This is a genomic window from Streptomyces sp. NPDC006544, assembly GCF_040611715.1.
Lineage (GTDB): Bacteria > Actinomycetota > Actinomycetes > Streptomycetales > Streptomycetaceae > Streptomyces.
The window spans coordinates 36,152-57,450 of the sequence record NZ_JBEXOV010000021.1 but is presented as its reverse complement, the minus strand read 5'-3'; the positions used below and the strand labels follow the sequence as shown (position 1 = coordinate 57,450).

General features: G+C 73.9%; 15 protein-coding genes and 2 pseudogenes. 6 read left to right on the top strand and 11 right to left on the bottom strand.

Annotated elements, in window-relative coordinates; translation table 11 throughout:
• Positions 1 to 27: 27 nt before the first annotated feature.
• Together ABZY44_RS12995 and ABZY44_RS12990 are read left to right on the top strand one after the other, a co-directional pair.
• Positions 28 to 163, top strand: a pseudogene (locus ABZY44_RS12995) (dienelactone hydrolase family protein); the annotation flags it as partial.
• Between the two features lie 565 nt (positions 164 to 728).
• Positions 729 to 2,117: a hypothetical protein gene (locus ABZY44_RS12990; RefSeq protein WP_356652939.1), complete on the top strand. Its 1,389-nt coding sequence runs from the start codon at positions 729 to 731 to the stop codon at positions 2,115 to 2,117.
• Positions 2,118 to 2,292: 175 nt separating this feature from the next.
• Here the strand turns inward: ABZY44_RS12990 and ABZY44_RS12985 are convergent, their stop codons facing one another.
• From ABZY44_RS12985 to ABZY44_RS12960, 6 genes are all read right to left on the bottom strand, one after another.
• Positions 2,293 to 5,307 carry a condensation domain-containing protein gene (locus ABZY44_RS12985; RefSeq protein WP_356652937.1) on the bottom strand — a complete coding sequence of 1,005 codons (3,015 nt, stop codon included), beginning with the start codon at positions 5,305 to 5,307 and terminating at the stop codon, positions 2,293 to 2,295.
• The gene (locus tag ABZY44_RS12980) at positions 5,297 to 7,090 is read right to left on the bottom strand and encodes a non-ribosomal peptide synthetase (protein ID WP_356652935.1); all 1,794 of its coding nucleotides are present in this window, start codon (positions 7,088 to 7,090) and stop codon (positions 5,297 to 5,299) included. The genes ABZY44_RS12985 and ABZY44_RS12980 overlap by 11 nt, the downstream gene beginning before the upstream one ends.
• Before the next feature lies 1 nt (position 7,091).
• Positions 7,092 to 9,044, bottom strand: a complete 1,953-nt coding sequence (locus ABZY44_RS12975) for a non-ribosomal peptide synthetase (RefSeq protein WP_356652933.1) — start codon at positions 9,042 to 9,044, stop codon at positions 7,092 to 7,094.
• The gene (locus tag ABZY44_RS12970; RefSeq protein WP_356652931.1) at positions 9,044 to 12,211 is read right to left on the bottom strand and encodes an amino acid adenylation domain-containing protein; all 3,168 of its coding nucleotides are present in this window, start codon (positions 12,209 to 12,211) and stop codon (positions 9,044 to 9,046) included. Before ABZY44_RS12970 ends, ABZY44_RS12975 begins: the two co-directional genes overlap by 1 nt.
• Positions 12,212 to 12,495: 284 nt before the next feature.
• Positions 12,496 to 13,809: a condensation domain-containing protein gene (locus ABZY44_RS12965; RefSeq protein ID WP_356652929.1), complete on the bottom strand. Its 1,314-nt coding sequence runs from the start codon at positions 13,807 to 13,809 to the stop codon at positions 12,496 to 12,498.
• A 158-nt stretch (positions 13,810 to 13,967) separates the two neighbouring features.
• Positions 13,968 to 15,371, bottom strand: coding sequence for an MFS transporter (locus ABZY44_RS12960; protein WP_356652927.1), 1,404 nt, complete (start codon positions 15,369 to 15,371; stop codon positions 13,968 to 13,970).
• A gap of 571 nt (positions 15,372 to 15,942) precedes the next feature.
• On the opposite strand from ABZY44_RS12960, the gene ABZY44_RS12955 reads away from it, so the two are divergent.
• From ABZY44_RS12955 to ABZY44_RS12940, 4 genes and pseudogenes are all read left to right on the top strand, one after another.
• On the top strand, positions 15,943 to 16,956 hold the full coding sequence (locus ABZY44_RS12955) for an SPFH domain-containing protein (protein ID WP_356652925.1): 1,014 nt from the start codon (positions 15,943 to 15,945) through the stop codon (positions 16,954 to 16,956).
• Positions 16,953 to 17,852 carry a hypothetical protein gene (locus ABZY44_RS12950; RefSeq protein WP_356652923.1) on the top strand — a complete coding sequence of 300 codons (900 nt, stop codon included), beginning with the start codon at positions 16,953 to 16,955 and terminating at the stop codon, positions 17,850 to 17,852. Before ABZY44_RS12955 ends, ABZY44_RS12950 begins: the two co-directional genes overlap by 4 nt.
• A 258-nt stretch (positions 17,853 to 18,110) precedes the next feature.
• Positions 18,111 to 18,437 carry an STAS domain-containing protein gene (locus ABZY44_RS12945; protein WP_356652921.1) on the top strand — a complete coding sequence of 109 codons (327 nt, stop codon included), beginning with the start codon at positions 18,111 to 18,113 and terminating at the stop codon, positions 18,435 to 18,437.
• A gap of 63 nt (positions 18,438 to 18,500) precedes the next feature.
• Positions 18,501 to 18,674: pseudogene (locus ABZY44_RS12940) on the top strand (pyridoxamine 5'-phosphate oxidase family protein); the annotation flags it as partial.
• A gap of 54 nt (positions 18,675 to 18,728) precedes the next feature.
• Here ABZY44_RS12940 and ABZY44_RS12935 read toward each other — a convergent pair.
• From ABZY44_RS12935 to ABZY44_RS12915, 5 genes are all read right to left on the bottom strand, one after another.
• On the bottom strand, positions 18,729 to 19,187 hold the full coding sequence (locus tag ABZY44_RS12935; protein ID WP_356652919.1) for a hypothetical protein: 459 nt from the start codon (positions 19,185 to 19,187) through the stop codon (positions 18,729 to 18,731).
• A gap of 177 nt (positions 19,188 to 19,364) precedes the next feature.
• The gene (locus ABZY44_RS12930; protein ID WP_356653009.1) at positions 19,365 to 19,703 is read right to left on the bottom strand and encodes a gas vesicle protein K; all 339 of its coding nucleotides are present in this window, start codon (positions 19,701 to 19,703) and stop codon (positions 19,365 to 19,367) included.
• 125 nt (positions 19,704 to 19,828) lie between these two features.
• Positions 19,829 to 20,047 carry a gas vesicle protein gene (locus ABZY44_RS12925; protein ID WP_356652917.1) on the bottom strand — a complete coding sequence of 73 codons (219 nt, stop codon included), beginning with the start codon at positions 20,045 to 20,047 and terminating at the stop codon, positions 19,829 to 19,831.
• On the bottom strand, positions 20,044 to 20,934 hold the full coding sequence (locus tag ABZY44_RS12920; RefSeq protein ID WP_356652915.1) for a GvpL/GvpF family gas vesicle protein: 891 nt from the start codon (positions 20,932 to 20,934) through the stop codon (positions 20,044 to 20,046). Before ABZY44_RS12920 ends, ABZY44_RS12925 begins: the two co-directional genes overlap by 4 nt.
• Positions 20,931 to 21,299 carry a gas vesicle protein gene (locus ABZY44_RS12915; protein WP_356653007.1) on the bottom strand — a complete coding sequence of 123 codons (369 nt, stop codon included), beginning with the start codon at positions 21,297 to 21,299 and terminating at the stop codon, positions 20,931 to 20,933. The genes ABZY44_RS12920 and ABZY44_RS12915 overlap by 4 nt, the downstream gene beginning before the upstream one ends.

The window sequence follows — 21,299 nt, the reverse complement described above, 5'->3', positions numbered from 1 at the left end:
GCCTTCGATGAGTCGCTGCCCAGGGCCGGCTGCTGCATACGCGGCCTCCTGGCCACGCGCGCCGCCGCCGTCCCGTCCCGGCCGGCTGGCCGCCCTCGCCGCGTTCCACGGTCCCGTGGGCGCGGACGGGCCCGACGCCCTCGCCGCGATCACCGCGCGGGTCCCGCTCCTGGACCGCATCACCTCGAACGGTCCGGAGGCGACCTCAGGCCGGGCGGCGAGGAACCTGAGGTAGGCGTCGGCGTCGAGCAGCGCGTTCGGTGAACCTCACTACCGCGGCGCTCCGGCCCCGATGAGCTGACGGCTCGCCACACGCGGCTCCGGGGGCTCACGCCTCTCCACCCTTCTGCCGGACCGTCCGCTCCTCCGTGCCTGGCAGGGGCCGGCGCGAGCGTCAACGTGCTGCGACGCCATTCACCCACGCCGGTTACCGTGCGGGACTGGTTGCGGCTTCGTTTCGGCCGTTCGGGATGGGGTGGCTGGTGGTGGTCGGACGCGAGGGGCCCCGGCAGCCGGGGGCGGACGAGCGGGGGCGGTGACACGCCGTGGGTTGTCCCGGGGATATGCCCGGCAAACGTGCTTCGCGGCTTTGGCCGGGAGGGAATCGTGGTCCCTTTCCGTGTGTCGCCGCGTGCGGTGTGCTTCCGGTGTCTCGGCGGCCGCTGCCTCTGCGCAGGTGGGGTCCGTTCGGGCGCACAGCCAGGCATGGCCGAACGAAGGGGACGACTGTGAGCACACCCATTCCGCTGCGTGTAGCGCTGGTCAACGGAAGCTTCGAAGAGCCCGTGATGACCAATGTCGAAATTCTGCCGGACTCCTCGCAGACACAAGCGGCCAAGCGGGTCCCCGGCTGGCGCACCACGGCAACCGATCACATGATCGAGCTGTGGCGCTCGGGCTTCCAGGGCGTCCCGGCAGCCGAGGGGGCGCAGTTCGCCGAGCTCAACGCCAACGAGGTCTCCACCCTCTACCAGGACCTGACGACCACGCCCGGCACCAAGCTGTACTGGCGCCTGCACCACCGGGGCCGCCTCGGCCAGGACACCATGGCGCTGGACATCGGCGCGCCGGGCGCGGTCGTCGAGCAGCGCCGGTTCACCGACGGCACCACCGCCTGGGGCTACCACACCGGTACCTACATCGTGCCGGCGGGCCAGACCACGACCCGGTTCGCTTTCCGCTCGGTGGCCGCCGCCGGCGGGGCCCCCACGATCGGCAACTTCCTGGACGGGGTGTTCTTCGGCACCGCCCCTCTGGTGGTGCTCACCAAGACCGCCGTCCCCCAGGGGCCGCTGGAGGTGGGCGACGTCATCACCTACCGCGTCACCGCCAAGAACGAAGGCGGTGGCGAGGCGGAAGCTCTCACACTGAGCGACGCCATCCCCGTCGGCACGACCTACCTTCCCGGGTCCCTGCGCATCGTCGAGGGTCCCAATGCCGGAGTCAAGAGCGACCGGAACGGGGACGACCAGGCGTACTTCGACGCCCAGGGCAACCAGGTCGTCTTCCGTCTGGGCAACGGCGCCACCGGCGGGCAGCCGGGCAGCCTGCCCAGCACCGCGACCATGCCGGCGGGGACCACGGTGGAGTACCGGGTCACCATCGACGAAGCGAGTGCCGACGGGCAGATCACCAACACCGCCACCGCCACCTACGAAAACCGCCTCGGTGCCACTCCCGAGCCGCTGACCGCCACCTCCGACGCGGCCGTCACCGACGTCCTGCCGGCCGTCGACCTGAGCGTGGTGAAGTCCGCCGACGCCACCACCGTGACCGTAGGCCAGACCGTGACCTACCGCATCACCGTCGCCAACGCCGGTCCGAACGACGCCACCGGGGTCACCGTCACCGACCTGCTCCCCGACCCCCTCGCCTTCCTGTCCGCCACCGCCTCCACGGGCACCTACGACCCCGCCACCGGCCTCTGGGCCCTCGGCGACCTCGCCAACGGCGCCACCGCCACCCTCACCTTGCGCGCCAAGGCCACCGCGGCCGGCTCCGTCACCAACACCGCCAGCGCCCGGGCCGAGGAGAAGGACCTCGATCCCGCCGACAACACCGACGCCGTCACCGTCTGCGTCGAACGAGCCCCCTCCTGCTGCGCCCCCTGCGCCTGATCCCCACCCGGTACCGGCACGAACGCCGTGACCGGGTCCTGCGGGGCGGGGTCACGGCGGGAGGAACCCGTGTCCGGGGTGGACTGGCCGTCGATGGCGGTGAGAAGGCACCGGGCTGGAGGCCGTCAGGGCTGCGCCCGGAGCTCCCGGTGGGTGCTCCGGGCGCAGCGGTGTGTCAGGCCGTGTCGGGTGTCGTGGCGCCGATCATCTCTGCCAGCACGGTCCGCCGGTCCTCTCCCGCGCGGGGGCGCAGGGGCCGGGCCAGGCGGGCGCTGTCGTAGCGCCAGCGGTGGTCGAGGTCCTGGGGTACCGCCTCGGTCGTGCGGAAGTCCGCGCGGGTGCCGAGGAGTTCCGTCAGGTCCTGTGCCAGGTCGCGCCAGGAAACGTGGCCGTTGCACGCGTTGGCGACTCCGTGCACGGGCCGGTCGAGGCATGCGGCGACCGCGCGGGCCAAGGCGGCCGCATGCACCCAGGCGGCCCCGTACCAGCCGTGTCCACCCGTACCGGGCCGTGGCAGGTCGATCGGCATGCCCTGGCGGGCAGACTGGTACAGGGTGCCGATGGCGCCCCAGCGCAGCTGTTCGCGCAGCCGGTCGTGCGCGCCCCAGACGATCGGTGACCGCACGGCGCTCGCGCCCCCGCGTCCCTCGGTCCCCGCGGCGCGCAGCACCATCGCCTCGCAGTCGAGCTTCGCCCTCCCGTACGGGCTCACGGGCCCGTGGGGCGCCGACTCCTCGGCGACCCGCTCCGTCCCGGGGTGCCCGTAGGCGTCGACGCTGCTGACGAAGACGAACGGTCCGCGCCGCCAGGCGTCGACCATCGCCTCCGTCGCCGCCCGGTCCACGTCGTGCCGGGTGAAGGTGCAGGCGGCGTGGACGACCGCGTCCGCCTGCGCGACGGCGTCCCGCAGCCCGGCCAGGTCGCCGAGGTCGCCCTCGATGACGTCGACGCCCTCGGTGGCGATCAGATGGGCCGATTCGGGCCGGACCAGAGCCAGCACGGGGCGGCCCTGTGCGGCGAGCTCACGTACGACGAACGCGCCCACGCCGCCCGTCGCGCCGGTGACCAGCACCGTGCCCGGGCGGATGTCCCGGGAGCGGGGGGCCGGCCTGCTCGCGGGGCGCGCGGCCCTCGCGGCGCTCTGCCGTGCCTCCCGTTCGTCGAGCAGCGCGGTCAGCGCCCGGGGCGTACGGGCCTGGAGCACGTCGAGGCCCGTGAGCGGCAGTCCGAGGGTCGTGCGCAGCCGTTCGGCGAGCTGCACGGCTTTCAGCGAGTGGCCGCCGAGGGCGAAGAAGTCGTCGTCCGGCGACGGGCGGGCACCGAGCACGGCCGCGAAGGCCTCCTCGACCGCTTCCGCCCGGGGGCCGGACGGGACGCCCGGCGTGGACGACCCGGGCAGCCGGGCGTGGTCGAGCGGCCCGGCGGCCGAGCGCGGCAGCGCGTCGAGCACCGTGACCGTGGCGGGCACGTCCTCGGGCGCGAGGGACCTGCGCAGCAGGCCCAGCAGTTCGTGACCGGACGGGCCCAGGCTGTCGCGCAGGACGGCATAGGCCACGGGCGGTCCCTGTTCGGGCCGGACCACCGCGGCGTCGGCGACGCTCGGGTGGGCGCGCAGGGCCCGCGCGGCAGGGTGACCGTCGCCTTCCGCGTCGGGGGCGTCCCGGGGCCCGGAGCCGTCGTCCGGTCCGGGGAGGGGCAGCTCGCTCAGGGCTCGTTCCGGGTCGGCCGCGACCGCGTGGAGCAGGGCCGCGTAGTCCCGTACGGCCGCCTCCGCGACGGTGTCGTCCAACGCGTTCGCGTCGTACTGGACGAGTGCCAGGGGCTGTGCGGCGCCGGCGCCCGGCACCAGGCCGAAGGACAGGGTGAACTTCGCGCCGTCGGTGGGGACGTCGACGTACTCGGCCGACGTACCCGGCAGCCGCAGTACCGTCGGTTCGCCGAGGAGGTCGGAGGTGACGCGGACCAGTGCGGTGCCGTCGGCGCCGCGTGCCCCGGCGCCGAGGCGTTCGAGGACCAGGTCGAAGGGGATGTGCCGGTGATGCTGGGCTTCGATGAGCGCGTCGCTCACGCGGCGCAGCAGCCGGGCGAAGGACGGGTCGCCGGAGACGTCCACCCGTACGGGCAGGGTGTTGACGCACAGGCCGACCAGCCCGCGCATGCCGGTTCCGCTGCGGTGGGTGCTCGCCACGCCGATGACGAGGTCGTCGTCACCGGTGAGGCGGTGCAGTGCGGCGAAGGCCGCGGCGAGCGACACCGCGAAGAGCGTGGCCTGCCGCTGTGCACCCAGCGCCCGCAGGGCGTCGGGCACGGCGGGCGCCAGAGGCACGCTGCACACGGCCCCCGGACGCACGGCCGTCCGCGGCGCTGCCGCCACAGGCCGGGGCAGACGCGGCGGGGCGGCGTCGGCCAGCAGGCCGGTGCAGCGGCGCAGTTCGGCCTCGAGACCGGGCAGGCCGTCGTGCTCGCGGCGCGCGTGGTCGGCGTACCGCGGCGGTGCGGCCAGTGTGTGCCGGCCCGTTCCGTCGGTGGCCGCCGTGTAGAGAACGGCGAGTTCGGTGGCCACGGTCTCCAGTGAGGCCGCGTCCACGGCGATGTGATGGAAAGTCAGCAGCAAGGTGTGGTCCTGCGGGCCGTGGCGCAGAACGAGCGCCCGTACGGCGTCGCCGGCCGCGAGGTCGAACGGCCGGGCCGTCTCGCGCCGCAGCAGCGCCGGGGCGTCCGTCACGTCGCTGTCGACGACGTGTACGGGGACCGTCCGGGGCGTCGGGAGCACCTCCTGGCAGGGCTCGCCCTCGTGCTCCGTGTAGCGGGTGCGGAGGATGGCGTGCCGGGCCACCAGCTGGGTGAGGGCGGTGGCGAACGCGGCCGCGTCGAACGGACCGCGCACACGGGTGGCGAAGGGCACGTGGTACGAGTCGCCCGCGCCGCCGAGCCGTTCCATCAGCCACATGCGCCGCTGAGCGCGGGAGAGGGGGACGCTTCCGGGCGGTGCGGTGGTGGTGCCGGGTGGTGCGGTGGCGGTGCCGAGGTGGTCGGTGGCCTTCGGTGCGTGGCCGTCCGCAATGGCGCTCGCACCGGGGGCGGGCCCGGCCGTCGTGCGCCGGGCGGTTCCGGCGCGGGCCCGGCGCAGCAGCTCCTGCTGGAGCCGCTCCTTGCGGTCGCGGGCCGCGGAGTCGGTGTCAGTGGACATCGCTGTGCTCCGGGGTCTCGGGGTGGAGGTCGGCGTGGGCGGCCAGGAGGGCGCGTTCGACCAGCGCGGCCTGCGCGGCCACGGTGGGGGCGGCGAAGAAGTCGGCGAGGGAGAGCTCCACGCCGATTTCCTCGCGCAGGTCCTCGGTGACGGCGAGGGCGAGGAGGGAATGACCGCCGACGAGGAGGAACTCGTCCTCGGCGCAGGTGACCTCGATCCCCAGTGCCCGGCTCCACACCGCGGCGACGGCCCGTTCCAGCGGTGTCATCCGCGCCGCCGGCTCGTCGGCTGGCCGGTGGCCGGCGGCGTGCGCGCGTCCGGTGAGCGCGCGCCGGTCGACCTTGCCCGCCGGGGTGAGGGGAAGCCGCTCCAGCACGGTCACCGCGTCGGGAACCAGGTGGGCCGGCAGGACCGCGGTGAGCCGCTCGCGCAGCGCCGCGCCGTGGGGCACGGGGCCGGGGGCGGCGACGACGAACGCGACGAGACGTGCCTCGGGGGAGCCGGCGCCGTCGACGGTGACGGCGGCGTCGTCCACGTCCGGCAGCTGGCGCAGGGCGTGTTCGACCTCCGCGGGTTCGATGCGGAAGCCGCGCACCTTCACCTGGTCGTCGTTGCGGCCGTGGAACTGGATGATGCCGTCGGGCCGGAGGGAGACGATGTCACCCGTACGGTAGAGCCGCCCCTCGGCCGCGGCGTGCTCGACGAACCGTTCGGCGGTGAGTGCGGGCAGGCCCGTGTACCCGTGGGCGAGCCTGCTGCCGCCGATCCACAGTTCGCCCCGGGCACCGTCCGCCACCGGCTGACCGTCGGCGTCCAGGACGTGCGCCGTGGCCCCGGCGACGGGCCTGCCGATCGGTACGGGGCCCTCGCAGTCCTGCAGGGTGACCCGGTGGGCGGTCGCGAAGGTGGTCGTCTCGGTCGGCCCGTAGCCGTTGACGAGCTCCAGCCAGGGGAAGGCGCTGAGCACCTCACGGGCCTGCGCCGCGGCCATCGCCTCGCCGCCCACGACGACCGAGCGGAGCTGGGTGAAGACGCGGGAGCGGCGTGCGGCGAGCTGGTGGAAGAGGGCCGTGGTGAAGAACGCCACCGTCACGCCGTGCCGCTCGACGTGCCGGGCCAGGTCCTCCAGGGAGGGCCGCTGCTCGGTGCAGACGACGACCGCGGCGCCGTTGGCGAGCGCGCCCCAGACTTCGAACGTCGAGGCGTCGAAGGTCATGGGGGAGTGGAACAGGACGCGGTCGCGGGCGGTGAGGGTGACGTAGCCGGGTGCGGTGACCAGCTCGGCGATGGCCCGGTGCGGCACGAGGACGCCCTTGGGACGGCCGGTGGAACCGGAGGTGAACATGATGAACGCCGGGCTTTCGGGGTCGGCCTCGTCGACCGGCCGGCCGCTCGTGAGCGGCTCCTCGGGCAGGGTGAGCACGGGGCCGGGGAACGTGGCCGCGTCCAGCAGCTTGGCGTCGCCGACGGTGAGCTTCACCTCCGCGTCCGCGATCATCGCCTCGGTGCGCGGACGGGGCTGGGCGGGATCGAGCGGCACGCATACGGCTCCCGCCAGCCACAGGCCGAGCTGCGCCACGATCGTGCGGGACGATCGGGTCGTCAGGAGCGCAACCCGGTCGCCGCGCGTCACTCGGTGTCCGCGCAGGTGTGCCGCGAGGGCGCGGCCCGCCTGCAGGAGACGGCCGTAGGTGAGGGTGGTGTCGCCGTCCACGACGGCGAGGGCGTCGGGGGTGAGTTCGGCGTGCCGTGCGACGAGGGCCGGCAGGGCGGTGGGCGTCATGTCAGGCTCCTTCCGGGCGCGGGGTCCGGCGCTGGTCGAGGAGGGCGGCGAAGGCCCGCAGGTCGGTGCTGCGCAGCAGTTCGGGGGCGCGCACGCGTATTCCGGTCTCGCGTTCGACGGTCGCCAGCAGCCGTGCGGCGACCACGGAGGTGCCGCCGGCGTCGCTGAAGTGGTCGCCGAGGCCGGTTCCGGGCCGGCCGAGGAGGTCGCGCACGGTCGTCAGCACCAGCCGCTCGGTGGCGGTGGCGGCGGCGAGGCCGTCGGAGGGGCCGTCGGAGAGGCGGTCCGTGGTGGTGCTCCTGGGCGGCACCGCGGCCTGGGACTCGGCCTGCGCACGTGCTGCCAGGGCGGGGCGGTCCACCTTGCCGTTGGCGTCGAGCGGGAAGCCGTCGACGATCCGTAGGGCGGTGGGGACGGCCTGCTCGGGGAGCCAGGCCCGGACCGCCGCGAGGAGGTCCCCGGCAGGGGGTTCGGCGCCGTCGGCGGGCCGTACGTGCGCGACGAGACGACCGTGGCCGGAGCCGTCGCGCAGCACGGTGACGACGGCGGTGCGCACCCGGGGGTCCTGCTCGAGGGCGGCTTCCACCTCGGCCGGTTCGATCCGCACCCCGCTGATCTTCACCTGGTCGTCGAGACGGCCGAGGAAGTCCAGGCTGCCGTCGGCGTTCATCCGTACCCGGTCGCCGGTGCGGTAGAGGCGGTCGACCGCGGGCAGCGCCAGTTCTCGCGGAGGTGCGGTGAACCGGCGTGCGGTGAGGTCGGGGTCGAGGTAGCCGAGCGCCAGGCAGTGGCCGCCGACGCGCAGTTCACCCTCCTTCCCGCGGGCGACGGGGCGTCCTGCGGTGTCCGTGACGACGAGGGTGACGCCCGGCAGGGCGGTGCCGATGGGGGGCGGGGTCTGGTCGCCGGCCTGCGGATCGGTGCCGCGCATGGTGTGGGTGGTGGTGACGACGGTGGCTTCCGCGGGACCGTAGGCGTTGTGGACGGTGGCGGTGACGTCGGCGCCGGGGCGGCGGCGCATGCGGTCGCCGCCGACCACGAGGTGACGTAGCTTCAGGTCCCGCGGCCACGGCCGGTCCAGGAGCGGTTCCACGGTGGGGGTGGCCGCCACGGCGTGGGTGAGGGCGGTCTCGCGCCACCAGTCGGTGAGTACGTGCGAGTCCCAGCGGGTGTCGTCCGGGGCCGGGACGAGGGCGGCGCCGGAGGTCAGGGCGGCCCACAGTTCCAGCAGGTGCGGGTCGAACGCGACACCGATGAGCAGGGACTGGCGGTCGCCCGGTGCGAGGCCGGTCTCGGCCCGGTACCAATCGAGGGCGACGGAGAGCGAGGGCTCGGCCACGGCGACCGCCTTGGGGCGGCCGGTGGATCCGGAGGTGAGGACGGCGTACAGGGCGCCTCCGGGTGCGCGCCGGGTGCCGCGGACGGAGGCGGCGAAGGCCGCCACCGCGGCGGCCGGGGCGTTGACACCGTCAGTGGGCAGCAGCAGGGGGAGGTGCTCCCCGCCGCGGTGTTCCGCGGGCAGGACGTCGGGGTCGCCGATGAGGCAGGCGATGTCGAGGTCCTCGGTGACGGCCCGGACGCGCCGTTCGCCGGGGCGGGGGCCGAGCGGCAGGTAGACGGCGCTGAGCCGGGCGAGCGCGACGGCGGTCACCACCAGGGCGGTGGACCGGTCGAGGCAGACGCCCACCAGGTCACCGGGCCGGACGCGGCCGGCCAGATCGGCGGCGACCAGCGCGGCCGCCGCGTCGAGGTCCTGGTACGTCCAGATCTGGGCGCGGTCGATCACGGCAGGGGCCTGCGGGGTGCGCCGGGCCCAGTCCTCGAAGTGGGCTAGCACCCGGGTCGGTTCGGCGGAGGGGCCATGGGCGACGCTCAGCGCGGTCTCGGTGTCGGTGTCGAGGCCGGTGTCGAAGGGCATGGCGGGGACGGCGGGAGCGGTCGGGGACTGGGTCATCACGACTCCGTGGAGGGGGTGGTGGCGGCGAGGGCTTCGGCCAGGTCGGCGAGCACGGGATGACGGAAGAGCACCTTCAACGGCGGGCGCGTGCCCAGCCGGGGCTCCAGCCAGGCGGCGAGCTCGGCGGCCAGCAGGGAATGGCCCCCGCTGTGGAAGAAGTGGGAGCGGGCGTCGAAGCGACCGTGGCCGAGGACCTCGCGCCAGCCTTCCGTGAGCAGAGCCGTCATCGGATCGTCGGACACGCCGGACACGTCGGTGGCCGTGGGCCCGGGCTCGGCGCCGGCTCCGGGCTCGGGCACCGCGGCGTCGTCGGGGTCGAGCGCGGCGGCTCGGCGCGACAGGGCCGTACGGTCGGGCTTGCCGCCGGCGAGGGTCGGCATGATGTCCAGTTCGGCCCACCGGGCGGGCACGAGGGGGCCGGGCAGGCGGCGGCTCAGCTCGGCGTGCAGCGCCTTCTCGTCGAAGGCCGTGCCGTCGGCTCCGCCTTCCAGGAAGCCGACGAGCCTGGGCCCGCCGGGGCCCTCCCGATCCAGTACGACGGCGCAGGACCGGCCGCCCAGCACCGCGGACGCCGCTGCCTCGATCTCCTCCAGCTCGATGCGGTGACCGCGCAACTTGATCTGGTTGTCGCGCCGCCCGAGGAAGTACAGCAGACCGTCCAGGCCGCGGTAGCCGAGGTCGCCGGTCAGGTAGACGCGCTGCCCGTCGAGTGCGTCGACGGTGACGAACCGGGCGGCCGTCACCTCCGCGTTGCCCGCATAGCCCTCGGCGAGACCGGGCCCGGCTACGGCGAGTTCACCGACCGCGCCGGACGGCAGCGGCCTGCGGTGGGCGTCCAGGACGTGGACCCGCTCGCCCGGCAGCTCGGTGCCCAGGGGGACCTCCGCGCCCTCGGAGAGGGCGTCGCGGGAGATCTCGTGGACGGTCGAGCTGATGGCCGCCTCCGTGACGCCGTACACGTTGAGCACGGTGGCGTCGGTGTCGGCGAGGACGCCGCGCAGTGCCTCCACGGGCAGGCGCTCGCCGCCGAGGACCAGGAGCCTGGGCGCCCAGCTCTCGTCACGCAGTGCGGGGCGCAGGTCCTCGCGGGTGGCCAGGAAGTAGCTGGTGGGCAGGTTCGCGACGGTGACCCGGGCGGACACCAGCAGTTCGGTGAGCTCCGCGCCCGTGGGCACCTCGTACTCGGGCAGGACCAGGCACGCACCGGCGTGCAGGGCCGGCAGCACCTCCTCGAGCGCCACGTCGAAGGACGGTTGGGCGAACATCAGGACCCGGTCCGAGGTGGTGAGGCCGAACCGGTCGGCGGCCGCCGTCAGATGGTGCACCAGCGCCGCGTGGCCGACGGCGACCGGCTTCGGCGTCCCCGTGGAGCCGGAGGTGTGGATGACGTAGGCGGTGCCGGGAAGTTCGCTGCTCCCTCGCGCGGGAGGCAGCACCGGCGCGTCGATCCGGGCGGTCGGCAGTGTTTCCGGCAGGGCCGGAGTGCCGTCGCCGGTGAGGACCAGCGCGGGGGCGAGCCGCTCCAGCAGCAGACCCAGCCGGGTCGGCGGATCGGACGGGGACATCGGGCAGTAGACGGCGCCGGTCCGCAGGCATGCGAGCAGGGCGACGAGCGAGTCGGCCCCCCGGGGCAGGACCACGGCCACCGGCCGGCCGGCCGTCACACCGGCGGCGCGCAGTCGCTCGGCCAGCGAGCCGACGCGGTCGTCGAGTTCGCCGTAGGTGAGACGGCGGGCGCCGCACAGCAGGGCCGGCAGCGACGGGTGCCGCGCGGCCACGGGATCCAGCGGATCGCGGTCGGCCGGGACGGGCACGGGCTCCGCGGCCGGCTCCACGGCGGTCGGATCCAGATCGGCCAGCGGGGTCTCGGGGCTGTCGAGATAGGCGCGCAGCAGGTCCAGGAAGCGGCCGGAGAGCAACCGGGCGACGTCTTCGCCGAACAGGTCCATGTCGTAGTCCCAGACCAACGTCATACCGGGCGAGCCGTGGCGCGGGGTGACGCCGCGCCGGTCGTCCGGGAGCAGGACCACGTCGAGGTCGAAACGGGTGGTGCCGGTGTTGAAGCCCTCGAAGAGGGTGATGTCGAGACCGGGTACGTCGATCTCGGGCAGCGGCGCGTCGTGGGCGCTGAACATGACGGAGAAGAGGGGGTTGTCGGCGCCGGAGGTGTGCATGCCGAGCGCCCGGGTCAGCTCCTGGACCGGCACGTCCTGGTGGGGCAGTGCCCGGATCAAGGTGTCGGTGACCTCGTCCATGGTGTCCTGGGCCGGGGCGGCGCCGTCCAGGACGAGCGGCAGCGGGATGGTGTTGACGAACATGCCGACGGTGCCCTCGTAGCCGAGGGGGCGATTGCCGACGGCGGTGCCGATGACCATCCGGGAGCGGCCGCTGTGCCGGCGCAGGAGTTCGGCGAACAGCCCCAGGAGCGTGGAGAAGGGGGTGAGGCCGCGCGTACGGGCGTGCCCGTGCAGGCGTTCGGCGAGATCGGCGCCGATCGTCTGGCGCAGCTGCCCGCCGCGGTGCTCGCGGCGGGCCCCGGGGCGGGTCAGGCCCGGGAGCGGCAGGTCGTGCTGCTGGTCGCGCAGTTCGGCCCGCCAGAAGTCGAGCGACTCGGGTACGTACGCCGCCTCGGTCCGTTCCAGGACGTGGTCCGCGTACGACGGGGCGGGCGGGAGTTCGAGGGGCTCGCCGAGGACGTGGGCGCGGTACACGCGGAACACGTCGTCGAGCAGGATCGCGAAGGAGTGCCCGTCGTGGATCAGGTGGTGCTCGACGTGGATCAACCGGTGGTGGCGCTCGGCCAGTCGTACGAGCGTCCAGCGGATCAGCGGTGCCTCGAACGTGTCGAGCGGTGTCTCGGCCTCGGTGCGCAGGAGACGGGCGAATGCCGCCTCGGGGTCCTCCTCCGTGCCGAGGTCGACCGTGCGCAGTCTCGGGGCGCACCGCGGCGCGACCCGCTGCGCCGGTACGGACCCGGTGGAGGTGACGAGTTCGAGCCGCAGACCGGGGTGGCGCGCCAAGGTGGCGTCGAGCCCCCGGCGCAGCGCCTCGGTGTCGAGCGTGCCCCACAGGTCCAGCGAGGCGGTGAAGTTGTAGGCGCGACTGCCGGGCTGCATCTGCTCGTGCAGCCAGACGATCTCCTGCGAGGAGGAGAGGGGAAGCATGGGCGATCCCTGAGGTTGTCGGGTCGGACTCCGGTGCCGGTCACGATCGTGTCCGGTGGTCGTGCGGGCGGCTTCGCGGGTCGCGCGGTGCCGCATTCTGCGTGGGGGTGCCGTGGGGGGAGCTCGGGGTGCGCGGCGACGTGGGGCCGCGCTGCGCTGCGGGGTGGCCGAGGGGCCGTGACGCGCCCGGGGCGCCGGGGTCGGGCGTGCGGGGGCGCCCCCGGGGGATGCGGGTACCTGCCGCGGAGGGCGGTGGGCGCTGGCGGTGGGCGCTGGCGGTGGGGTCAGTGCACGGCGGGCTCCGAAGGGCGCAGCGCGTGGGTGAGCGCGTCGAACGCCCGCTGCGCGGTCCCGTCGTCGAGCACCGCCCGGTCCCACACCATCCGCAGGTGGATCTCCGTTCCCCGGGTGATGGAGACGGCGAAGGGACCGCGGACCGGGCGGCCGTCGACGTGGACCTCCCGGCCCTCCACACCGGCCAGCACGAGCGGCGGGCGACGGCTGTCGTCGTCCACGGTGAGCAGTCCGTCGAGGCCTCCGGTCCAGCCCGAGCCGGCGGCCCGCGCGGCCGCCACGACCGCGTCGAACGGCACGTCGGCCCGGTCGAGGTCGTCCCACCACGCTTCGGCCGTCGCCCCCGAGCCGGGTACGGTGCCGGGCTCGTTGCCGGTTCCGTCGCCGGTGTCGGCCGGGAAGACGAGGGTGTTGAGGAAGCAGCCGACGACCGGCTCCGCTCCGGGGGGACGGCCGCCCCACGGGTAGCCGAGCGGGACCGTGAGGCCGGGTCCGTACAGCTCGCGGGCCGCGGAGCGGCAGGCATCGAGCAGTCCGGGGAAGGACATGCCGCCGTCGTACGCGGGCAGCCGTGCCTGGGCCGCCCCGCTGGGCCGTGTGCCCTCGGACACGCGGGCCGCACCGGGCGCCGGAGCGTGGGCGTGCAGCGTACGCAGCCGGTCGGCCCAGTACCCGGCCGCTTCGGCCGTCTCCGCCCTCTCCTCGGCCGCGAGCTGACCCAGGACCGCGTCCCGGTACACGGCGAGTTCGCCTTCGGCCGCCCCCGGTGCCGTGGGGGAATCGGTGGCCTCCTCGCTGTAGGCGGCGCCGAGTTCGTCGACGATCCGCGCCAGCGAACGGCCGTCGCAGACGGCGTGGTCCAGGGCGACGGCGAGGATCTCCTCCTCGTGCTCTTCGTCGCGTACGAGGAAGAGCCGCAAGGGGGGACCCTGGGCATCCCAGGACTCCAGAGCTCGACCGAGGGCGTCGGCGGGCGACTCTCCCGGTACGAGGGCCGGCCGGGTCAGGCCTATGTCCGGACCGGCGACGCACAGGACGGGAGTGCCGCGGACGACGGCGGGCCGTGAGCGCAGGGCCGTGTGCCGTGCGGCGAGCCTGGACGCCGCCGCCCGCAGGCGTTCGGGGTCGATGGTTCCGTGAGGGAACGCGAAGAACATCGGCACCACGTCGGGGCGTCCCGACGGGTCCAGCGAACGCACCAGCAGGAAGCGGCGCTGTGCTCCGGTGACCGGCAGCACGCTGTCGGACCGGTCGCCGGTGAGACGCCGGTAGCGGTCCAGGTACTGACTCGTGATGCTGCGCACGTGGTCCTCTTCGTCGTGGCCGCGGTCGCGCCGAAGGCCGGCGCGGCCCCTGCGGGCAGGGCGGTGTTGTCGGGTCGGCGGCGGCGTGCTGTCCCGCCCCGCGCGGCGGTCGTCGTCCCCGGCAGCCAGAGGGTGGCCGGGCGGCGGTCCGCCCGTGGTCAGGCGGTGGGTGCGGGGGACGCCCGTTCGTCGCCGTCGGCGGAGGCGGCGTGCCGCTGTGTCCCGCGGTCGGCACCGGCACCGGCGTCGGTCACGGCGTCGGCCACGGTGGCCTCGGTGTCGGTGTCGGTGTCGGTGCCACCGTCGTCCTGCGGACCGGGCAGGTCCCGCATCCGGCGCAGCGGGGAGAGGAGCAGCGGCAGAGGTACGGCGAGGATGCCGACGGCGCACCAGGCGAGAGCCGTGCGCGACCCGTAGGACTGGGCGAGTGTTCCGCCGAGGAGCGCGCCCAGGGGCAACGTGCCCCACATGAGGAAGCGCAGCGTGGCGTTCATCCGGCCGAGCAGTCGTGGTGGGCACGCGCCTTGGCGGAAGCTGACCTGGGCGACGTTGTAGACGACGGCGCCGAAGGAGACGACCGCCGATCCGGCGGCGAACAGGACCGCCCCGGGCAGACCGTGCCCGGACAGGGGCCACAGCAGCGCGAACGGACCGGTCACGAGGACGGACAGGAGCATGACCCGGGCCTGCCCCACGACGGCCGCGAGACGCCCGGCGCACAGCGCGCCCAGGAGCCCTCCCACGGCCGACGCGGACAGCACCAGCCCGAGCCCGCCGGCCTCCAGCCCGACGACACGGACGAGATGCACGGTCTGCGTCGCCATGAGGACGGCCGTACAGAAGTTGGCCAGGCCGGTGGTGACGGCGATGACGCGGAGCAGCGGATGGCCGTAGACGAAGCGCACACCCTCGCCGATCTCCTTGCGCAGGGAACCCCCGGCGGCTGTGGGCTCGGGCGCCTCCTCGGTCTGCTCGACGCGTCGGAGGAAGAGGGCGGAGAGCAGGTAGCCGATGGCGTCGACGATGACGGCGAACTGCGCCCCGACGAGCTGTACCAGTCCGCCGCCGATACCGGGCCCGGCCACGTGGGCGGTGGAACGCACGGTCTCCAGGGCGCCGTTGCCGGCCATGAGCTGATCCCGGGGCAGGATCTGCGGCAGGTAACTCTGATGGGCGACGTCGAAGAACACGGTCGCCACGCCGGTCACGAGCGCGACGGCATAGAGCTGGGCCATGGTGAGGACGTCGGCGAGCGCGGCAGCGGGGATGCTGATCATGGCAAGGGCGCGCAGCAGATCGGTGCGGATCATCAAGGGCCGCTTGCGCATCCGGTCGGTGAGCGCTCCGGCGGGCAGCCCGACGAGCAGGAAGGCGGCGGTCTCCGCGGCGGTCAGGAGGCCCACTTGGAAGGCGGGAGCGTCGAGTTCGAGGACGGCGACGAGGGGCAGTGCCACCAGTGTCACTTGTGCACCGAGCTGTCCGGTGGCAGCTCCTGCGAGTAACAGTCGGAAGTCGCGTAAGCGAAGAGGGCCCCCGGCGGCGGCTCTGGATGTGTCGGACATGTGAACGACATTCACGGATAGATCACTCAAGAGTCAAAGCAAACCTGTCATTTCCGGACTTGTTTTGCGGGGTAGTGGGCGCAGATCAGGAAATCCTTGGCTCTACCCGGGGTACGACCGCGTGAATTCCTGTCTGTTGCGTCCGTAGCGTGGGGCGGGCGGGCCAAGGGGGGTCAGTCGGGCCTAAGAGAGTCCAGGGGTAGGCCGAGCGCCCTCCCTCACCCTGGGTGACGGGTTCCATCCTGACCGAAAAGATTCACTCATGATCATGTTTCTGCGGAAGGTTTCATTCCGTCCGCTATGGGCGACGCTCGGATCCGTCGAGGCCGGCCACGCTGCTGCGGCCCGGCCCAGGAGGGCGCCGGTCGCGGTGCCGGGCAGGCCGCACCCGCAGGCCGGGCCGATGCGGGGGTCGGCGCGGGGGTCGGCGTCGACCGGGAGGGCGAGGACCTCCGCGTGCGGCGGCGGGGTGCCGGCCGACGGGGGCGGGAGCGGGTATCCCTTTTCGTCCTCTTGACGATATGGAGCGGGGCTCGTTATCGTCGCATTGACGAAATGAAGGGGGTTCGCCATGGCCGACATCACCCGGCGCTTCGGCTGGCGTCATCTGCGCTCCGCGCCCACCGTCCACATCCGCCACCACGAGCGCGGCCGGCTCGTCCACGACGGGCGGGGGCTCAGCTTCTGGTACCGGTCGCTGTCGGCGGCGCTTTCCGAAGTGCCGGTCGACGACCGGGAGCTGGCCATGGCGTTCCACGCCCCTACGTCCGACTTCCAGGACGTCGCCGTCCAGGCCACCGTCACCTACCGGATCAGCGACCCGGCCGAGGCCGCGGACCGGCTCGACTTCTCCGTCGACCCGGACACCGGAAGCTGGCGCGGCGCACCCCTGGAGCAGATCGCCACGCTCCTCACCGAGACCGCGCAGCAGCACACGCTGGACGTACTGGCCCGCACCCCGCTGGCCGCCGCCCTGGTGGACGGCGTCGCCTCCGTGCGGGAGCGGGTCGCCGCGGGTCTCGCCGCCGAGACCAGACTCCCGGCCACCGGCATCGAGGTGGTGGCCGTGCGGGTCGTGGCGATCCGCCCCGAGGCCGAGGTGGAGCGTGCCCTGCGCACCCCGGCCCGCGAGCAGATCCAGCAGGAGGCCGACCGGGCCACCTACGAGCGGCGGGCCGTCGCGGTCGAGCGTGAGCGTGCCATCGCCGAGAACGAGCTGGCCAGTCAGATCGAACTGGCCCGGCGCGAGGAGCAGTTGATCGATCAGCGCGGCACCAACGCCCGACGCGAGGCCGAGGAGAAGGCGGTGGCGGACGGCGTACGGACCGAGACCGAGGCGGCCCGCAAGGTCAGCCTGGCCCGCGCGGACGCCGAGGCGGCGCGCGAGACCGGCGCGGCGCGCGCCGAGGTTCAGGCCGCCTGGCTGCGCGTGCACGACGAAGCCGGCCCGGGCACGCTGCACGCCCTGGCGGCGACCCGGCTGGCGGAGAACCTCCCGCGGATCGAGAGCATCACGCTCTCACCTGACGTCCTCACCGGACTCATCACCAGGCTCGGACGTCCGGAAGGCGGCGCGGGCGCGTGAGCCTGGCCCCGCGGGCGGTGCTCGTGCACCGCAGGACCGAGTACGAGGAGCTGCTCGCCCGGCACGGGACGCACGGGCAGGCCGCGTTCTTCCTGTCCAGCCGGGGCCGGTCGATCGACGAGGTGGCCCGCCGCCACGACCGCACCCGGCAGGCGCTGCGGGAGGTGGCGGCGGCGGTGCCGCTCACCTGGCGCAGCGCCCGGGTGGAGCGGGCGGACCTGGACCGCTTCCCGTTCGCCCCGGAGGACGTGGTGGTGGTGGTCGGCCAGGACGGTCTGGTCGCCAACACCGCGAAGTATCTGCGCGGACAGCCGGTGGTGGGCATCGACACCGACCCGGGGCGCAACCCCGGGGTCCTGGTCCGTCACCGCTGCGCCGACACGGCCGCGTTGCTGCGGGCGGCGACCTCGGCCGGGAGCCGGGCGGAGGAGCTGACCATGGTCGAGGCCGTCGCCGACGACACCCAGCGCCTCCTGGCGCTGAACGAGATCTACCTGGGGTCGCCCGGTCACCAGACGGCCCGCTACCGCCTGGGCTCCGACGGCGAGACGGGACCGGGCGAGGTCCAGGCGTCCTCCGGGGTCCTGGTGGGCACCGGCACGGGAGCCACCGGCTGGCTGCGTTCCCTGTGGCTGGAGCGCGGCAGCCGCGCGGGCCTGCCCGCACCCCGCGACCGGCGGCTCCTGTGGTTCGTGCGCGAGGCCTGGCCCTCGCCCACGACCGGGACGACGAAGGTCGCCGGAGAGCTGGGGCGGGGGGAGGAGCTGCGACTGACCGTGGAGTCGGACCGGATCGTGGTCTTCGGCGACGGGATGGAGAGCGACGCCCTGGAGATGACCTGGGGGCAGAGCGTACGGCTGGGCATCGCGGACACGTCGCTGCACCTGGTGACGTGACGGACGTGACGGACGTGACGTCGTGAGGTGGCTCCGCCGTTCCGTGCGAGGGCTCGGCGCACCCCGGCCCGGGGCCGATCGGCCCCCGTCGGGCCGCGGCTCCCGGCGGCGGGTACCGGCCGGGCCCCCCGGGAAGGGACCTTCGGCCCCGTCCGGAGGGCCTGCCGGACCTTCCCGGACGGGCGCGGCACCGGATGGACTGATGGCGCACGGGGAAGGGCGCGACTCCACGGAGCCGCGCACAGCGCGGAGGCCGTCATGACGACCGCTTTGATCGACCTGAGGACCGTGGCCCGGGACGACCGCGGTCTGCGCGTCGCCCTGACCGGAGAGCTCGACTTCTGCACTGCCGGGCAAGTGGAGCCGCGCCTGCGCGAACTCGCGGGATCCGGGCACCGGAACATCGTCCTGGACCTGCGCGGCCTCTCCTTCTGCGACAGTGCGGGTATCGACCTCCTGAGCCGGCTGGGCGGTCACTGCCGTGCGGCGGGGACGCGGCTCCTCCTGTGCGACGTGCCGCCCCGGGTGGTCCAGTCCATCCGGGTGCTCGCCGCCGCCCGCGACCTGACGTTCGTGGTCTCGTGAGCGCCGAGCCGAGCGGTTCCACGGCACGGAAGAGGACCGTTCGGCGCCGGTCCCACCGGGGCGGAGGCCCTCGGGCTCCTCGCCATGGTGTCGCTGGGACGCATCGTCTTCACGGAGCACGCGCTGCCCGCCGTCCGGCCGGTGTACCACCTCCTCGAAGGCGAGGACATCAGCATCCGGATCCATGAAGGCGGGGCGCTCGCCTCCTGGGCGGCTCCCGCCGACGCGCCCGGCGTGTGGGGGAGCGACGCCCGCCACGAGCGGCACGCCTGCGCCATCCCCCCGGGGTCTTCAGCAGTTCCGGCGGCTGCGGCGCACGAGGAGGAAGACGAGGAGGGCGAGCCCCGCCGAGATCACGGGGGTCCACTTGGATCCTGCCGCGTGCGCCGCCTGAGCGGCCTTTTCGCGGACGGCGTCGGGGGTCTTGTCGGCTGCGCGGTGGCCGGCGCGGGACGCGGTGTCGCGGACGTGCGCCGCAGTGTGGGTTGCTGTGCTGAGGAGCGGCTCGGGCGTCTTGCTCTTCGCCAGCTCGGTCGCGTGGCCGGCTTTTTCGCGGACCTGGGCGGTGGCCTGTCTGGCCCTGGCGATCGCGTGTTCCTTGACCGCGGCGGCCTTCTCCTGGGGCGTGGTCTTGCCGTCGGCTCCGGCCGATGACTCGTCGGCCTGGCCGGGCCGGCCCTGCGTGCGCTCCCCCTCCGGCGACTCTCCGGAGGGGGAAGAGGACTCGTTACCGTCGTGCTGGCTGGTCATCGGTGTACTTCTCCATCCCGGCCGTGGCGGCCGCGGCTTCGGTGCTGGTGCGCTCGGACACATCGGCGTGCCCGCCCCTGCTGTGATGATCGCGCGGCGAGCGGCCGGATTCCCGACGCCGAGCTGGCGCCCTACTCCACTCGGGCGCAGCAAGACGCACGGGGGGTTCAGTTCAGTTCAGTTTCGGGGCGGAAGGAGAGGTCCCAGGGGGCCGAGGTCGAGATTGAGGTCCTCCAGCGCGTAGCCGTGCTCGGCGCAAAGATCCGCCAGCCGGTCGTGGAGCGCCAGGAGCGTGGCTCCCAGTTCCTCCTCCTGTTCGTCCGTGAGGTCTCCCGCGTCCACGCGCCGCAAGGCCTGGCGCTCGATGAGCTGGCGCAGGAGCTCGACCAGGGTGAGGACGAGTTTGAGGAGGTCCTCTCCCACCGTGTCGGGGTCGGTGTGCATACGGTGTGCTGCGCGCGGGGGTGCGTCGCGCGGCGTGGGGGGAGCCTGGATGAGGCGGAAGGCTCGCGACATCGAGTCACCGACCTCCTCGAGGCCGGCATCGGCGGGCGGCGGTGGCGGGTCGTGGCGCTCGGGGTGTCGCTCACGGCGCTCGGAGTGTTGCTCGTGGCGCGTGGGGTGCTCGGGGTGCTGTCCGCTCATTCCGGCCGCCCTCCCGGGCCGTCCGCGGGCGGGCGGTTCTCGGAACTGACGGACACGATGAGAGCGCGCAGGGAGATGCGGACGAGATCGATGTCGGCGATGGCCAGAACGATGTCGCCGGTGATGACCACGCCGCCGCTGAGCAGCCGGTCCAGGAGGTCCACCAGCGCGACTTGGCGCCCGGGCAGCGGCGCTCCGTGCTCCGCGAGGGTCATGGGCCGTGCTCCTCCCCGCCCGCCGATCGCCGGGGCTCGGCCGGCGGCATGGCGAAGGAGTACGGCGCCCAGGGGCCGGTCACTTCGACACGGATGCCGTCGAAGACGTCGACGGCATCCTCTATGGCGGCACGGAACGACTCCGCGTACGCGTCCGGCACGAGGTAGGCGTCGTTGACCACGTTTTCGCCGGGCCCGGTCAGGGCGCCGCGCTGGGTGGGGTGCCGGGCGTGCTGGGAGGCGTACCGGGAGGCGATGGCTTCGACGATCTCGGCGGCCTCCTGCGCCTGGCCGTACACGGCTTCCTGGGCGTTGTGCTGGGCCCTGCGGCGCTGGAGATACGCCTTGCCCGGAGTGGTGGCAGCGCCGGTGCCGGCACCGGTGTCGGCACCGGGTCCGGTACCGGCGGGGGCCGCGGAGGGCGCGAGGTAGATCTTCACGCCGAATTCGGTGTGCGCGGTGAGCTGGGAGAGTCTTTCGGCGAAGGCGTCGTGCTGCTCGCCGAGTGCCTGGCCGGCGCGGTCGTCGTCCTGGTAGACGGTGGCCATGCGCAGGGGGAGGACCGTGGTGCGGGTGGAGAGTGCCTGTACGACGTCGTGGTGGGCTCGGGCCACGTCCTCGAGCCACTCCAGGTCCTCGAAGTGGTTCTTCAGTGCGCGCTCGTCGAAGTCACCCCGTGGTACGTGACTGGTGGCGAAGGCAAGGGTCACCGGTGGCCCGTCGGCACCGTCGGCACCGTCGGCACTGTCGGAGGCGAATGGCGCGGCGGTGACGAACAGGACCGGGGATCCGTAGATTCCGCGCAGCCCCTTCAGGGCCTCGCGCAGGCCGGCCGTGAGGGGTGCTGCGGCGTAGACGTAGGTGAGGGCGTCGTCGGACGTGGTCATGGCCGGCGCCCCCGGGCGGTCCCACCGCGCGTGTCCCGGCCGGGTTCCTCATCGGTGGTCCGCAGCGGGAACTCCTCGCCGTCGACGCGTTCGCGGCGCAGGGCTTCCAGCTCGGCGCGCAGCCGGCGGTTCTCCTGTTCCAGGGGGCTTCCGGTATGGCGCGAGGAGAGCGAGGGGTCGTGCTCCCACCAGTCGATGCCCATCTCCTTGGCCTTGTCCACGGAGGCGACCAGGATGCGGAGTTTGATCGTCAACAGTTCGATGTCGAGGAGGTTGATGCGGATGTCCCCGGCGATGACGATGCCTTTGTCCAGGACTCTCTCCAGGATGTCGGCCAGGCTGGAGGTGCTCTGCCCGTACGGCAT